11 protein-coding genes are annotated in these 14,629 nt (G+C 37.1%); all 11 read left to right on the top strand.

What is annotated here, in order from left to right; translation table 11 throughout:
* The first annotated feature begins 80 nt into the window (after positions 1–80).
* The 11 genes from ABXH06_RS14880 (at position 81) to ABXH06_RS14830 (ending at position 14,576) form a co-directional block, all read left to right on the top strand.
* Positions 81–491, top strand: coding sequence for a cytidine deaminase (locus ABXH06_RS14880; RefSeq protein ID WP_353518722.1), 411 nt, complete (start codon positions 81–83; stop codon positions 489–491).
* A gap of 10 nt (positions 492–501) precedes the next feature.
* Positions 502–1,812 (top strand): thymidine phosphorylase, encoded by a 1,311-nt coding sequence (deoA, locus tag ABXH06_RS14875; RefSeq protein ID WP_353518721.1) that lies wholly within the window; start codon positions 502–504, stop codon positions 1,810–1,812.
* A gap of 262 nt (positions 1,813–2,074) precedes the next feature.
* Positions 2,075–3,703: a TldD/PmbA family protein gene (locus ABXH06_RS14870; protein WP_311583610.1), complete on the top strand. Its 1,629-nt coding sequence runs from the start codon at positions 2,075–2,077 to the stop codon at positions 3,701–3,703.
* A 39-nt stretch (positions 3,704–3,742) separates the two neighbouring features.
* Positions 3,743–5,077 carry a TldD/PmbA family protein gene (locus tag ABXH06_RS14865; protein WP_353518720.1) on the top strand — a complete coding sequence of 445 codons (1,335 nt, stop codon included), beginning with the start codon at positions 3,743–3,745 and terminating at the stop codon, positions 5,075–5,077.
* Between the two features lie 56 nt (positions 5,078–5,133).
* A complete protein-coding gene (locus tag ABXH06_RS14860; protein WP_311583604.1) occupies positions 5,134–5,835 on the top strand; it encodes a DUF4159 domain-containing protein in 702 nt (233 codons plus the stop codon).
* A gap of 44 nt (positions 5,836–5,879) precedes the next feature.
* Positions 5,880–6,899: an AAA family ATPase gene (locus tag ABXH06_RS14855; protein ID WP_353518719.1), complete on the top strand. Its 1,020-nt coding sequence runs from the start codon at positions 5,880–5,882 to the stop codon at positions 6,897–6,899.
* A 25-nt stretch (positions 6,900–6,924) separates the two neighbouring features.
* Positions 6,925–7,842, top strand: coding sequence for a DUF58 domain-containing protein (locus tag ABXH06_RS14850; protein ID WP_353518718.1), 918 nt, complete (start codon positions 6,925–6,927; stop codon positions 7,840–7,842).
* A 1-nt stretch (position 7,843) separates the two neighbouring features.
* A complete protein-coding gene (locus tag ABXH06_RS14845) occupies positions 7,844–9,478 on the top strand; it encodes a BatA domain-containing protein (protein ID WP_353518717.1) in 1,635 nt (544 codons plus the stop codon).
* Complete coding sequence (locus tag ABXH06_RS14840; RefSeq protein WP_353518716.1) at positions 9,475–11,952, top strand: ABC transporter permease; 2,478 nt, start codon at positions 9,475–9,477, stop codon at positions 11,950–11,952. The genes ABXH06_RS14845 and ABXH06_RS14840 overlap by 4 nt, the downstream gene beginning before the upstream one ends.
* Entirely contained in the window at positions 11,949–13,958 is a 2,010-nt protein-coding gene (locus ABXH06_RS14835; protein WP_311583589.1) for a hypothetical protein, read from the top strand. The genes ABXH06_RS14840 and ABXH06_RS14835 overlap by 4 nt, the downstream gene beginning before the upstream one ends.
* 72 nt (positions 13,959–14,030) lie before the next feature.
* Positions 14,031–14,576, top strand: coding sequence for a VC2046/SO_2500 family protein (locus ABXH06_RS14830; RefSeq protein WP_311583586.1), 546 nt, complete (start codon positions 14,031–14,033; stop codon positions 14,574–14,576).
* Positions 14,577–14,629 lie beyond the last annotated feature (53 nt).

The raw sequence follows: 14,629 nt of genomic DNA, 5'->3' as shown, positions 1-14,629 counted from the left end.
TTTTATATCAAAAATCGTATACTTCTTAAAATGAATACACTATAGTTGACCAATTGGTAGGTTTTTATTGTGTAGCATATATGACAGTAACAAATGAACAAAAAACAGCATTAATTCGACATGCTAAAACAGCTTATCAGCGTGCTTATGCGCCTTACAGCAAGTTTCATGTGGGTGCTGCAGCATTAACTAAAGATCAAAATATCGTTAGTGGTTGTAATGTTGAAAATGCCTCTTATGGTTTAACGGTGTGTGCAGAGCGTAATTGTATTGCTCAAGCGGTTATCAACGGTGAGCAAAACTTTAAAACCTTGGTCATTTATACCGAACAAGAAAAATTAACGCCGCCTTGTGGAGCGTGCCGACAAGTGATTGTTGAATTTTTTGAACCTCAAGCCATCATCATGGCCGTTAACCATTTAGCACAATCAAAAACATGGACAGTGGACGAACTTTTACCTTCTGCTTTCACTCCTAAAGATCTTTTATAAAAGGTATTGTATGTATCTCCCTCAAGAAATAATTCGTAGAAAACGTGATGGACTTAATCTGTCTCAGCGAAACATCAGTGATTTTGTTGATGGCTTAGTTACCGGTCACTTTAATGACGCCCAAGTTGGCTCTATGGCAATGGCTATATTTCAGCAAGGGATGAATACCGAAGAAATTGTTCAACTTACCCACGCTATGATGCATTCTGGTGATGTGATTACTTGGCCAGAGCTTGATAAACCTGTTGTCGATAAACATTCAACCGGTGGTGTCGGTGATAAAGTCAGCTTTATGCTTGCTGCAATAGTCGCAAGTTGTGATGCTTACGTACCTATGATTGCGGGTCGTGGTTTGGGCCACACAGGTGGAACGGTTGATAAATTAGAAAGTATCAAAGGTTTTAATGTTCAACCTAGCATTGCTGATTTTAAACGTATTACCCAAGAGTTGGGCGTGGCCATTATTTCTCAAACGGATAATCTAGCTCCTGCGGATAAGCGTTTATATGGGATCAGAGATATTACCGCAACGGTTGAATCTATTCCGTTGATCACAGCATCAATATTATCTAAAAAACTAGCGGCAGGTCTTGATGCTCTGGTAATGGATGTAAAAGTAGGTAATGGCGCAATGATGCACAATATAGAAGGGGCAACGGCATTAGCTCAATCTATTGTTAATGTAGCGAAAGGCGCGGGTGTGAATACTCAAGCAATTATTACCGATATGAATCAAGTATTAGGTTCATCAGCGGGTAATGCGTTAGAAATGAAAGAAACCGTTGATTATCTTACGGGGAAACAACGCGAGCCAAGGTTGCATCAAGTCACGTGTCAGTTAGCCAGTGCTATGTTAGTGAATACCAAGCTTGCAGAAAATCATGACAGTGCAATAGAAAAAATTGAACGGGTTTTAGCCTCAGGTGAAGCGGCTGAATTATTTAATCAAATGATTGCAAGCTTAGGCGGACCGAAAGACTTTATTGATAATCCGTGGGGGGCTATGAGTCGCGCTGACGTTGTTATTGATGTATTAGCACCGCACAGTGGATATATAGATACCATGCAAACCCGTGATATTGGTTTAGCCGTGGTGGGTATGAAAGGTGGACGTTCAGCAAATGGCCAACAAATTGATCATCGAGTAGGCTTTGATCGTATTCTACCAATCGGCACCTTGGTCAATCGTGGTGATATTATTGCACGAGTGCATGGCAGTGATGCAGAAAGTGCTAAATCAGCGCAGCAGCAATACAATCAAGCAGTGACAGTCAGTGAATCAATGCCTGAAAAACAAACCGTTATACATAAAATCATTTAACTTTATTGCACATTTACCTTGTTACATTTCGACAATCTTTTTCTTTAATTATCCAGCAATTCGACCGAATTGTTGGATAATCCACTCTTCTCACTGTTATTTTTGTTTCTGAAACATGTTGTTAATATTTCGATGAACTGTCTATTGTTAGAGTTCAACAACCTGTTATAGACTAAGAGAATATCTTATATTCAATATGTTGGTATTCGATTGCTTATAAGTATTAAACAAAAATAAATTATTACAACAAAAGGGATCTCAGATGGAAAGACGTGACTTTATAAAGTTATCTGGCGTAGGAGCGGGAGCTATTGCATTACCTATATCGGGTATGGCGGTATCTGCTGAACAATTGCTCGATAAACCAATGGATGTTATTTATAAGAAAAAATTAGCAGACATTGCACTTAATGCGGCAAAAGCAAAAGGGGCAACATATGCTGATGCTCGAATAGGCCGTTATTTGAATCAATTTGTTACCACGCGTGAAACACGTGTAGATAATATTGTTAATACTGAATCAGCAGGAATTGGTGTACGCGTTATTGCCAATGGTACTTGGGGATTTGCCTCAACGTCGAATATGACACCAGACAGTGTTGCGAAAGCGGCAGAACAAGCGGTTGCTGTTGCGAAAGCAAACTCTAAATTTCAAACTGTTCCTGTTCAATTAGCTCCGGTTAAAGGCGTGGGTGATGTTAGCTGGCAAACCCCCATCAAAAAGAACGCCTTAGAAGTTCCGATTAAAGACAAAGTGGATCTGTTACTTTCAGCAAACGATGCAGCGCTTAAAAATGGTGCCAATTACATTACTTCAATTTTGTTTTTAGTAAATGAACAAAAGTATTTCGCGTCTACTGATGGTTCTTATATCGATCAAGATGTCCATCGTTTATGGGCACCTTTTTTCGCTACAGCGGTCGGTAAAGAAGGCTTTAAACAACGTACTGGTCTTGGTAACCCTGTTGGTATGGGCTTTGAGTACCTTGATGGCAAAGAAGAAGATAAAATTCGTATTTCCGGTGCTAATGTAGGCTATAAAAACTCTTACGATATGATTGAAGATGCAGCTGCAGCCGGTAAACAACTTAAAGCTAAATTGAAAGCAAAATCTGTCGAACCAGGAAAATATGACTTAGTACTTGATCCTGCTCACTTAATGTTAACCATTCATGAATCTGTAGGCCATCCATTAGAATTGGATAGAGTGTTAGGTTATGAAGCAAACTTTGCTGGTACAAGTTTCGCCACATTAGATAAATGGAAAAGTAAAAAATTCCAGTATGGCTCTGATATTGTTAATTTATTTGCTGATAAAACTCAAGATTATTCTTTGGGTAATGTTGGCTATGATGATGAAGGGGTGAAAACTAAAGAATGGGATCTAGTCAAAGATGGCGTGTTAGTTAATTATCAAGCAACACGTGATCAAGTACATATGATCGATCAAAAAGAATCTCATGGCTGTTGTTATTCACAAAGCTGGCGAGACGTACAATTTCAACGTATGCCTAATGTTTCATTAAAACCAAATGAAAAAGATCTTTCTGCAGAAGATGTCATTAAAGACGTTGAAAACGGGATTTATATCGCAGGTCGTGGTTCATTTTCAATTGACCAACAGCGTTATAATTTTCAATTTGGTGGACAGTTATTTTACGAAATCAAAAACGGTAAAATTACTGAACAAATTGAAGACGTGGCATATCAATCTAATACCCAGCAATTTTGGAATAGTTGTACTCAAATGGCAGGGAAATCCGATTATCGCTTAGGCGGTTCTTTCTTCGATGGTAAAGGTCAGCCTTCTCAAGTAAGTGCTGTTTCACATGGTTGTCCAACCACGCGTTTTAATGACATTAATGTTATTAACACAGCACGCAAAGTGTGATCTTTACGAAAAGAATAAAATATAAGGAAGAAAATAATCATGACAATTGTAACAGAACAACATGCTAAAGAGCTGTTAACAAAAGTAATAGCTTACTCAAAAGCGGATGAAATAGAATGTAATTTAGATGGTCGCATTGGCGGTAATATTCGTTATGCGCGAAACACAGTGTCAACGGCGGGTGAATCAAGCGATTTAACCTTAGCGGTTCAGTCAACCTTTGGTAAAAGAGTTGGGGTTGCCACCATTAATGAGTTTGATGATGCATCATTAGAAAAAGTGGTACGTCGCTCTGAGGAATTAGCGAAACTAGCGCCTGAAAATCCTGAGCATATGCCAAATTTTGGTAAGCAAACCTATACCAAGTCCTCTACTTATTTTGCTAACACAGCTAAGGTTACCCCAGAAAATAGAGCACAAGCGGCTGAAAATAGCATTAAACCTTCAAAAGCGAATGATTTAATTTCATCAGGTTTCCTTGAAGAAGAGGTCACGTGTACAGCCATTATGAACAGTAGTGGCTTATTTGCTTATAACACTGCGACGAATGTCGACTTTTCAGTGACGATTCGAACGAAAGACGGTAAAGGCTCTGGTTGGGCATCACGTAATTACAGTGATGTAAATTTACTTGATACCAAAGAAGCGTCTGAAATTGCCATTGCAAAATCGAAAGGCTCTGTTGATGCGAAAGAAATGGAACCGGGTAAATATACGGTTATCTTAGAGCCGGCAGCAAGTGTTGGCTTGTTAGGCCGTTTAGCTGGTGCATTTGATCAAAGACAAGCCGATGAAGGTCGTAGCTTCTTAAGTAACCAAGTTGAAGAGGGCAAAGAAGGGCCTAAAAATAAATTAGGTCAAAAAATGTTTGATGAACGTGTTCATATTTATTCTGATCCGAATCATCCTATTGCACCTTCTGCTCCTTTTGCTGGGAATGGTTATCCGAGAAACAAAGTTGATTGGATCAAGGATGGAGTGATTCAAAACATACCAAATACACCGTATTGGGCGAAACATACTGGTACGAAATATGTGCCTCGTGGCGGTAGTTTTATTATGGCTGGTGGTGATGAATCGCTTGAAGATATGATCAAAAATACCCGTCGCGGTATTTTGGTGACACGTCTTTGGTATATTCGCGCACTCGATCCACAAACGCTTTTACAAACAGGTTTAACCCGTGATGGCACCTTCTATATTGAAAATGGCAAGATTAAGTATCCGATCAAAAACTTCCGTTTCAATGAAAGTCCCATTGTAATGCTTAATAATATTGAAGCACTCGGTAAGCCTGAACGTATTGATGGCAACATGGTACCACCGATGAAAATTAGAGACTTTACCTTCAGTAGTCTCTCTGATGCAGTATAGATAGAAGTATTGAGCGCTAACCTAAAAACTTAGCGCTCAAATTTCTTTATCTAATTATGAATAAAAGACAATTTATAAAGTCACTCTCGGCTCTGGCAGCAGCAAATATCCTCCCAAATGTCGTTCATGCAGAACAAGGTTCTGCGTATGATTTTTATTTCACTCGGTTAAGTTATGAATCAGGTGATTGGGAAGTAGATGAAAGGATGCCCGCCAACGTATTAAATTCATTGATTGAATACACCAGTTTACGTGTTGATATAAAAGAACGGATCATCCCGTTGTCGGATCCACAAATGCTGAATTCGCCATTTTGTTATATGGCGGGTCATCGGCTTGTACAATTTAATCATGAAGAAAAACAAAACTTTAAAACCTATGTTGAAAACGGAGGTTTTGTTTTTGTTGACGACTGTAATCATGATATTGATGGTATGTTTGCTCGAACGTTTGAAAAACAAATGGCAGAAATGTTTGGCGAACACGCATTAAAAAAAATCCCGAATGATCATGCTATTTACTCCTCATTTTTTACATTTGATGGGCCGCCAAGAACCTCTATTGAACTGAATGGTTGGGGTGATGATCTCGTGCATAATTATTTAAAAGCCATTGAAATTAATGGCCGTATTGCAGTGTTATACAGTAATAAAGATCTCGGTTGTGAATGGGATTATGACTTTAGAAATAAACGCTGGTTAAAAGTGGATAATACCCGTTTTGCGGTAAATATTGTCATCTACTCCATGACCAGCTAATTCACACTTAACCTCATTAAAGTAGTCACCAAAATAGGCAAGCTATGAAAGAAGAAGCATTAAACGAGCAACAAGTTGAAGAAGCATTAAGTAAATTGCAGCATGTTATTGATGAAGTAGGTAAGGTCATTGTGGGGCAACAAGACGTTATTGAAGAATTACTGATTTGCATCCTTGCCGGCGGCCATTGTTTACTTGAAGGTGTTCCCGGACTTGCGAAAACGTTAATGGTGAGTTCTTTAGCTAAAACCCTCGAATTAGACTTTAATCGAGTTCAATTTACACCTGATTTAATGCCAAGCGATATCGTAGGTACCGAAATTTTAGAAACCGATCATGATAGCGGCGATCGATTCTTTAAGTTTCAACAAGGTCCTGTTTTTACAAATATTTTATTAGCGGACGAGATCAACCGTACACCACCTAAAACCCAAGCGGCTTTACTGGAAGCGATGCAAGAAAAATCGGTGAGTTATGGCGGAAAAGCCTATCAATTACCACAACCATTTTTTGTTTTAGCGACACAAAACCCTGTTGAACAAGCGGGTACCTATCCACTACCTGAAGCTCAACTTGATAGGTTTTTAATGTTAGTGCGCGTGGGATATCCAAGTGCATCTGATGAAATAGAAATTTTAAAGCGTACAACGGGCAATCTTTCCGCAACATTGAGTAAAGTACTTTCTGGTGAAGCAATGCTGGTGTTGCAAAAGTTAACCCGATCGGTAGAAATATCAGACGCACTTGTTGGTTATGTTACGGATATTGTCAGAGCCACACGAACAGAGAGTGAGCAAAAAAGTAGCTGTGAAAAAGTGAATGAATATATTCGATGGGGTGCCGGACCTCGTGCAGGGCAAGCCTTGGTGCTTTGTTCGAAAGCAAAAGCGCTGTTATCTGGACGTTATGCGGTAACGTTAGATGATATTAACTTTGTCGCCTACGCTGTGCTACGGCATCGTATGTTATTAAATTTTCAAGCAGAAGCTGAAAGTATATCGACAGATGATGTTATCAAAGCGTTGCTGACGGATGTTAAAAAACCTATTAGTCCTCTGGTTTAACTGTGTAGGGTTTTATCCGTATTAAATGAAAAATTTTATCGATCCTAAAACGTTATCACGTGTCAAAGATTTGCCTTTAGTGGCTAAAACACTCGCACAAGGCTTTTTACAGGGTATTCATCAGAGTGTTCAGCGCGGAGTTGGTATAGAGTTTAGCCAATATCGGGTGTATGAACCCGGTGATGATCTGTCTAAAGTTGATTGGAAGCTATTTGCCCGCTCTGATCGTTATTTTGTCAGGGAAGCTGAACGAGAAAGTGACATTAATATTTGGTTCGTCATTGATAGCAGTGCATCTATGGCACAAAAATCTGTTGGTATAGGGAAAAATAGTGACTTAACTAAGTTGCAATATAGCCAGTTTTTAGCCGCTACTATGGCGTATTTAGGACAAAAACAAGGGGATAATGTTGGTTTGTTTGGCTTATCTACCCAGCAGAAATACTTCTTACCTGCACTTTCTGGGCAACGACACTTTCAAAAAGTGTTAATTAATTTAGCGCAAATCAAGAGTGGTGGGCATTTTCCTTCGGCAAGTAGTCTTCGATCTCATTTACATTCAATGCAAAAGTCTGGACTCATTTTTGTGATCAGCGACTTTTATCAATACGACAATAATAATGAAAATGATGTGATAAATATTGTGGCTGATCTAGTAAATGATAGAACGGATGTTATTGCTATTCAGTTACAATCAAATGATGAGTTAGAATTTTCATTTAAGGGCGCCTTAAAAATTGAGGATTTAGAAACCAATCAACAATTATTAGTCTCTTCAAGACAAGCAAAATCAGCCTATTTAAAAGCGCGTAGTGAATTTAATCAGCAGTTAACTGACACGTTTACCACGAAACGCGTTAAACACTGGCCAGTGAATATTGATCAACCGCTAGATGAAACCTTGTTACAGTTTTTAAAAATCAGACAGAAGGTGAGTCGTTAATATGCTGTCTTGGTCTACCAGTTTTCCTAGTTATTTATGGGCATTCGTTGCTTTAGCTGTTCCAGTGCTCATTCATTTATTGAGCAAAAGTAAAGGCAAACCCGTTTCAGTTGGAACTTTAAAGTTTTTTCAACAGGTAAAACCTGTAAAAATGACCCAAATTAAATTGGTCGACGCGCTTTTATTAATGTTACGGCTCTCAATGTTAATTTGTGCCATATTGCTGGTGTCGCAACTTTGGTTAAGTGATAGTAACAAAAATGATAAGCCCAACATTGCATTAATAAGTCCGAATTGGTTAGATCAATCAACTTTAATCGACAAACAAGCTTTGTTGAGGCATCTCGACAATCAGCCTGCTTTTTTATTAGATTCAAAGCTTACTGAACTAAACAAACAACAAGTGTTAACTTGGCAAAAGCGTGAAATGTTAAGCGAAAACTCAACGTTAACTAAATCGTTATGGCAAGCCATTAATACGGCACATTTTATTTTACCGAAACAGGCCACCTTTCATATATACACTGATAATCAAGCGATAAATTTTATTGGCGAACCTGTAAAAATTGCTCAACAGATACAATGGCATGTTTTAGAAAATAAGCCTAACGTCGAGAAAAGCCTGATCAACTCAAGGTTTAATGTTGTTATTGTACGAGATCAAGATAGGTTGATTTCTCAGCGGCGTCTTGAACAAGCTTTTATGATCATAAAACAAGTACTCTTACCAGAATTATCAATCACAATTTTGGAAAACCAAGAGTTATTTAATCTTGAAACGGGTTCAGACTTTGTTGAAAACACCTTGATGAATGCCGACTGGTTGTTTTATTTAACTTCAAATGAGCCACCGTTATCGGTTAAAAAAGCGATTCAACGTGGCATCAATGTTTTTATTGATAGCAGATCTAATGGAAATATTGACGAAACGACAACATCACTGTTGAGTTATGACGTTCGTTTTGAAGATGTTTTACTTCATAAACGAGTAAAGTGTAATGAACAAACTTCGTTGCAAACATGGTTTAAGCTAAATCAAAAAGCCAAGTTAAATAATCAAACAAACAACATAAAAAACAAGGAAATAGATGCTCATTATCAGACAGAAGCGTTATGGTTTACAGAACAAGGACAAATCGTTTTAGAAAAGCATACTTTAGTGAATCCTATGATACCAAATACTAAAGCAGCGCAAATGACTAAATCACAACAGGATAGTCAAGGTAGCATTATTGCTGAGCAAGAAAAATCACTGACTTTACCTGAAAAAAACTCAGTGATTTATCAGTTTTATAGTCGATTAGAGCCAGGTTGGAGCGAGATTGCAGAACAACCTCAATTTATCCAAGTGCTATTAAACCTATTAATGAATACGGATGACTCACTTCAATCAATAGTAAATAAGCGATTATCTTTAACTCAAATTGAGTCCTTGGACACTAAAATAGCGAGTGAACTGGCTTCAAATGATAAAACACTAATCAATAAGTCTCTAAAACTTAAAGATTTTAACCAGCAACCGTTGACCCAATGGCTGATTTTATTATTGATAATTAGCTGGTGTTTGGAACGTTTGTTAAGTGAATACGGTTTGAAAAAGCAAGTGCGATTAACTAAGCGTGGGTTAACCGAATGAGTCAAGAAAATCAAACACGATTATCGACACTTATTGAAGCAAAATTAACGAAGATACGTCGTTATTTTATTGTCAATGCACTATGCCAGTTTCTGCCGATAGTTATAATAATTGGCTTTATCGCTTCAATATTTTTATCAAAATATTTTGCTGATCACGCCCTAGTTAACTATATAAACATGCCAGTGAGTTTGGTCGTTAGTATAGTCTTCGCGATCTTTATTTTATTGCTTAAATACTTCCGAATAACAAGTAGTAAAGCCTTTAAAAATATTAATCAAACGAACTTTTTAATACATTGTAATCGACATTTTCCTTCATTAGAGGAAAGTGCGCAATTAGCGTTATCAAATAAGCAAGAATTAAATGTTTTACAACGATTACAACAAAATAAAGTTGTCGATGAACTAAGCTTGTTACTTACTCAAGATGAAAAGCTTGGACAAAAAAAGATAAAGCTAAACGGGCATTTTCATCGTTTCCCATCTGTAGGTTTAGCGGTGGTACTGTGTTGTAGTTGGTGGTTTTTTTCACCCAGTCATCTTGTAGAGTATTTTAGTGTTGAGCAGCCTAGTTTAAAGACGGCTAATCCTGTAAAAGTGAAGTCAAATGTCGCTGAAAATAAAACAGTGACGTTATTGGCGAGTCAAGTGAGCATCACTCCACCCAAATACACTGGCCTGTTAGAAAATACACAACAAGATTTAAATGTAGATTTATTGGCAGGCTCAACAGTTACTTGGCAATTACATTTTTCAGACAGTGAACAGTCTTATTTTATTGAGTTTGAAGATGGTAATGTGAAACCGTTATTATTTGCTGAAAATGAGCAATTAACCCTCACTACTGTCATAGAACATACTGGTTTATATAAGCTTTATTCTCAAGATAAAAGCTTTCAGCAAATTTATACCTTACGCGTAAGCTTAGATAAAAAACCGGTTATTCGAATATTAACGCCAAAAAATACCATTACTGAAGTTGAGAAAAATGGGCAAACATCACTGATAACTCAAGTTAATATCAGCGATGATTATGGGGTAAATCATGTTGAAATTTTGGCTTCTATTGCGAAAGGCTCTGGCGAGTCAGTAAAATTTAGGGATCAGGTATTCTCCTTTGATACTGTTCAAAAACACCCCCCAACAGAGGCGAATCAGTTTCTAGCCACTTATGATAAAACATGGAATTTTGAAGCTTTAGGTATGAAACCAGGTGATGAGTTATATTTCACGGTAAAAGCTTGGGACAACAAACAACCGAATAGACAATTAACAAGCTCTGAAACAAAAATTATTCGTTGGTTAGAAGATGAAGAGCAGTTAGTGATGGCCGATGGTATTTTAATTGATTTCATGCCCGAGTATTTTAAAAGCCAACGACAAATCATAATAGAAACGAAAGCGTTAATAGCCGATAAAAAACAGTTAAGTGAAGAAGATTTTGTCGAAACTTCTGAGCTCCTAGGCGTTGCCCAAAGCGAATTAAAACAAAAATATGGTCAATATTTGGGGGATGAATTTGATGAAGGTGGCGCAGGACCTGTTCCTAATGACGCGGGTTTTGATGAACATCATGAAGGCGACGAACATGATGATGAATCAGAACACGAGCAAGCGAATAATCATCAACAAGCAAAAGCGTTAGCCGCCAGCGGACATGATCATGGTGTCGCCGGTCAAACTGAAATTGCCCATTCCAGTGATGATAAGTCGGGTTATAGTCAGTTAATTGAAACTTATGCGCATAATCATGAGGATACCGATATTGGTATGATGAGCAGGCAAGATCCTAAAGCATTAATGAAGCAATCAATCGCTAATATGTGGCAGGCAGAATTATATTTAATGTTATCTCAACCTAAAAAAGCACTGCCATTTGAAGAGCAAGCGTTAACATTATTAAAAATGGCAAAAAAAGCGGAACGAATTTACGTAAAACGCTTAGGATTTGAGCCGCCTCCGGTAAGTGATGAGCGCCGTTATCAAGGGGATTTAAGTGATATCAATAGTGAAAATAAAGAGGTTAACATTGAACTAAGCCAGAACGAACAAAGTCAAATGGCTCAATTATATCGAGTCATTAATCACTATTTATCTGATGAAAACTCTAAAAAGACAACTGCTGGACTTTTACCAGAAGAACGCGTTGTTATTAAAGCCGTGAAAGGATCGATACAAGATCAATTAGATGACAGGCCTGTATTAATTCAAGAGGTTGCAACATTAGAGCGAATTTTATTAGCGGATTCATTTTTGTTAGCTAATTGTCAACTTTGTCTAGAGAATCTTAAGAATAAGCTTTGGCAGTTATTAGATAGTCCAATCGCTTTACCCAATACTCGTAAATTAAATTATCTATATAATTCTCCGTTAATTAATCAATACAATCAGTTGTTAATGCAAGAAGGTGAGCGAACCCACAGAGAAAACAAGGTTGAAAATACAATGAAAACAAAGGAGGTTAGTCAATGATTTGGCTAGACAAGCTGGTTGTTCCTTCACTTTCATTGATAGAGCAATGTCTGGTTATGGTACTTGTATTTGTCACTATGTTAGTGATTTACCAAACCAAGCAACGATTATTTCAACAATCACCGGTTAAATTTGTTTGGGTTACCGTCGCTAATTTGGTGTCATTTATCGCCGTTTTATTGTTAGTTTTGCCCATTCAAATAAAGCAAATGGATAATAATCAGGTGATTTTACTCACTTCAGGTTTTGAACAGACTTCATTTAATGCTCAAACACTGTGTGATCATTCCTCGAACATATATTATTTAAATAAATCAACAGACAATTCAGCATTAAACCTAGCTCAGTCATGTGATAATTCTCTAACCAGAATAAGTCACCTTAGCGAATTAAAGATATTTGAGCCTAATATAGATCATCTTGTCGTTTACGGTGATGGTTTAACCGAACAACAATGGCAACTTTTACAATTAAATACTCATCAGTATTTCCCAAGTGAACCTATGTCGGGATTTATTTCTCCACTATGGTTAAAAGAAGCGGTTTTAGGTGAAAGCATAACGTTCAGTGCTAAGTTACAAATTAGTCAGTCACAACAACGTAAATCTGAAATTCACTTGATACAATTTATCGATGTCAATGGTGAGGTTTTAGCTGAGCAAAATGTAAGGCATCAAGAAGCTTTTTCTTTTGTATTTACGCCAAAAACCTCGGGTAAGCACAGTTACCGAGTGCGCTTAATCGAGAACACTGCTGAGAAAGGACAAGACAATAAAATAGTAGTGGATGAAGTGATACCGGTAAATATTACCTTAGCATCAGTGCCTCGTGTGCTAATTGTTCAATCAGCGCCAAATTATGAAAGCAAATATTTTAAACATTGGCTCACCGAAAATAACGGGCAATTATTAACTGTTACTCAAATCAGTAAAGATCATGTCATCAGTGAAAGTGTGAATTTACCTGAAAATACGCCAGCCGTTATTAAAACGTTAGCGCAGCAAAACAGCTTGTTAACTTCTCTTAATGAGGTGATAACACCTGATATTTTACAATATTTTGATTTACTGATGATTGATAGCAAAGCCTTGTTATCTCTTGACAGTAGACAACTTAAGGTACTTGATAATGTTAACAACAATGGTTTAGGGGTGCTTATTGCAGCCGATGAAAGATTAATAACCGCATATGTTGAACAAAAACTGCCGATATTAGCCATTTTTCAATCACAGGCCAATCAAGAAAAGATAAATAAATCTAATGAAGCTAAACAAAAGCAGGTGTTTTTGCATTGGCTCAATAATCGTTTTGAACATATATCCAAACAGCCAATCACGGCTGAACAGATAAATTTACAAAATTTTAAGGCAAAAACTTTAGTTTATGATCAGCAAAAACAACCGTTAGTGATCAGTAACATAAAAGGTAAAGGTAAAATTGCTTTGACAAGTATTAACCGTAGCTTTCAGTTAAAAACTAATGGGTTAGTACATGAATACAGCCAATTTTGGCAGTTTATTACTAGCTCATTGGCTCGAAATAGCACCCGTTTGTCTTGGATACCACAACCAGATAACAAGCTTTCGTTTGAAGGACAACCGTTAACAGCCTGTTTTCTCGCTGAAAGTAATGTTATGCAATCAGCTAATATTAGCCAAATAATTAAAGACAAAGAAATCCCGTTATACATAAATGTTGAAGGCCAAAATAAATATTGCAGTATATATTTTTCAAATGAAGCGGGCTGGCAATCTTTACGTATCACTAGTGAATTAAGCGAACAAATGTTATTAGATAACCGTCAGCTTGTTTATCACTTTTCACAACAAGATTGGTTGGCTTGGCAACAGGCTTTAAAACATTTTGCGACTGAGAAAAATGTTAAGCAAAGCCAAACATTGAGCAAACTCGATAATGAGTCGCTAACAGAGGTAAATAAACTGATTATATTCTTTGGGTTATTATTGAGTTCAATTTTATTATGGATTGAAAGAAAGCTGTTTTAATTGTTTATTTGATTAAAGTTTTAACTCATGGAGACGATATAAAGGGTAAGTTAATTTATAAAGCTTAAACTATTGGAATCTCAGTCAGTTAACTCCAACTTATTAGTTGAAGAATTACAATTAGGTGAACAACTAAATCATTGTGTACACAGTGAGAGACGTGCTGATTTTGCGCTAATGCTTTCAATGTTAACAGACGATGTTTTAGCTCATAGTCAATTTAAGTTACCCTACACAGAGAATACTCCGGCTGAAACAACAGAAGATACATTAAGAAAAACCTTTGAATTACCCAAAAAACAACGCTTAGCTCTGGAAAGTTTGACTCAAATTACCGAATTTTCACAAGCAGATTTAATTGAGCAACAACAATTACCTACACTTCATTTAACTCAGGCATTAATGCCCAAACCGTTAGCATTTAGAGATGACAAAACGCATATTAGTGCCACAGTTTTATCGAATACTCGATTATATTGCCAGCAGCAACATCAGCTTAAAAAGCACGCTGAAAACAATCAAGATAAAGAAAATCGTCTCACATTTAATGTCAACGAATGGCTGAAATCTGTACAAACCGCAATAGTAAAAGCACCGCTATTAGCGACTACTGCTTAAAACTTGTGGTAACTACTTTATAACTGTTATAACGTTGTAATTTGGTCAAGCAA

The sequence above is a fragment of the Thalassotalea sp. SU-HH00458 genome (assembly GCF_040362795.1).
GTDB lineage: Bacteria > Pseudomonadota > Gammaproteobacteria > Enterobacterales > Alteromonadaceae > Thalassotalea_H > Thalassotalea_H castellviae.
The sequence above is the reverse complement of the archived record's forward strand: the minus strand, read 5'-3'. Positions and strand labels throughout refer to the sequence as shown.

Coding starts and splice junctions, on each gene's coding strand:
- ABXH06_RS14880 (WP_353518722.1), top strand. CDS start 81: ATGACAGTAACAAATGAACAAAAAACAGCATTAATTCGACATGCTAAA.
- deoA (WP_353518721.1), top strand. CDS start 502: ATGTATCTCCCTCAAGAAATAATTCGTAGAAAACGTGATGGACTTAAT.
- ABXH06_RS14870 (WP_311583610.1), top strand. CDS start 2,075: ATGGAAAGACGTGACTTTATAAAGTTATCTGGCGTAGGAGCGGGAGCT.
- ABXH06_RS14865 (WP_353518720.1), top strand. CDS start 3,743: ATGACAATTGTAACAGAACAACATGCTAAAGAGCTGTTAACAAAAGTA.
- ABXH06_RS14860 (WP_311583604.1), top strand. CDS start 5,134: ATGAATAAAAGACAATTTATAAAGTCACTCTCGGCTCTGGCAGCAGCA.
- ABXH06_RS14855 (WP_353518719.1), top strand. CDS start 5,880: ATGAAAGAAGAAGCATTAAACGAGCAACAAGTTGAAGAAGCATTAAGT.
- ABXH06_RS14850 (WP_353518718.1), top strand. CDS start 6,925: ATGAAAAATTTTATCGATCCTAAAACGTTATCACGTGTCAAAGATTTG.
- ABXH06_RS14845 (WP_353518717.1), top strand. CDS start 7,844: ATGCTGTCTTGGTCTACCAGTTTTCCTAGTTATTTATGGGCATTCGTT.
- ABXH06_RS14840 (WP_353518716.1), top strand. CDS start 9,475: ATGAGTCAAGAAAATCAAACACGATTATCGACACTTATTGAAGCAAAA.
- ABXH06_RS14835 (WP_311583589.1), top strand. CDS start 11,949: ATGATTTGGCTAGACAAGCTGGTTGTTCCTTCACTTTCATTGATAGAG.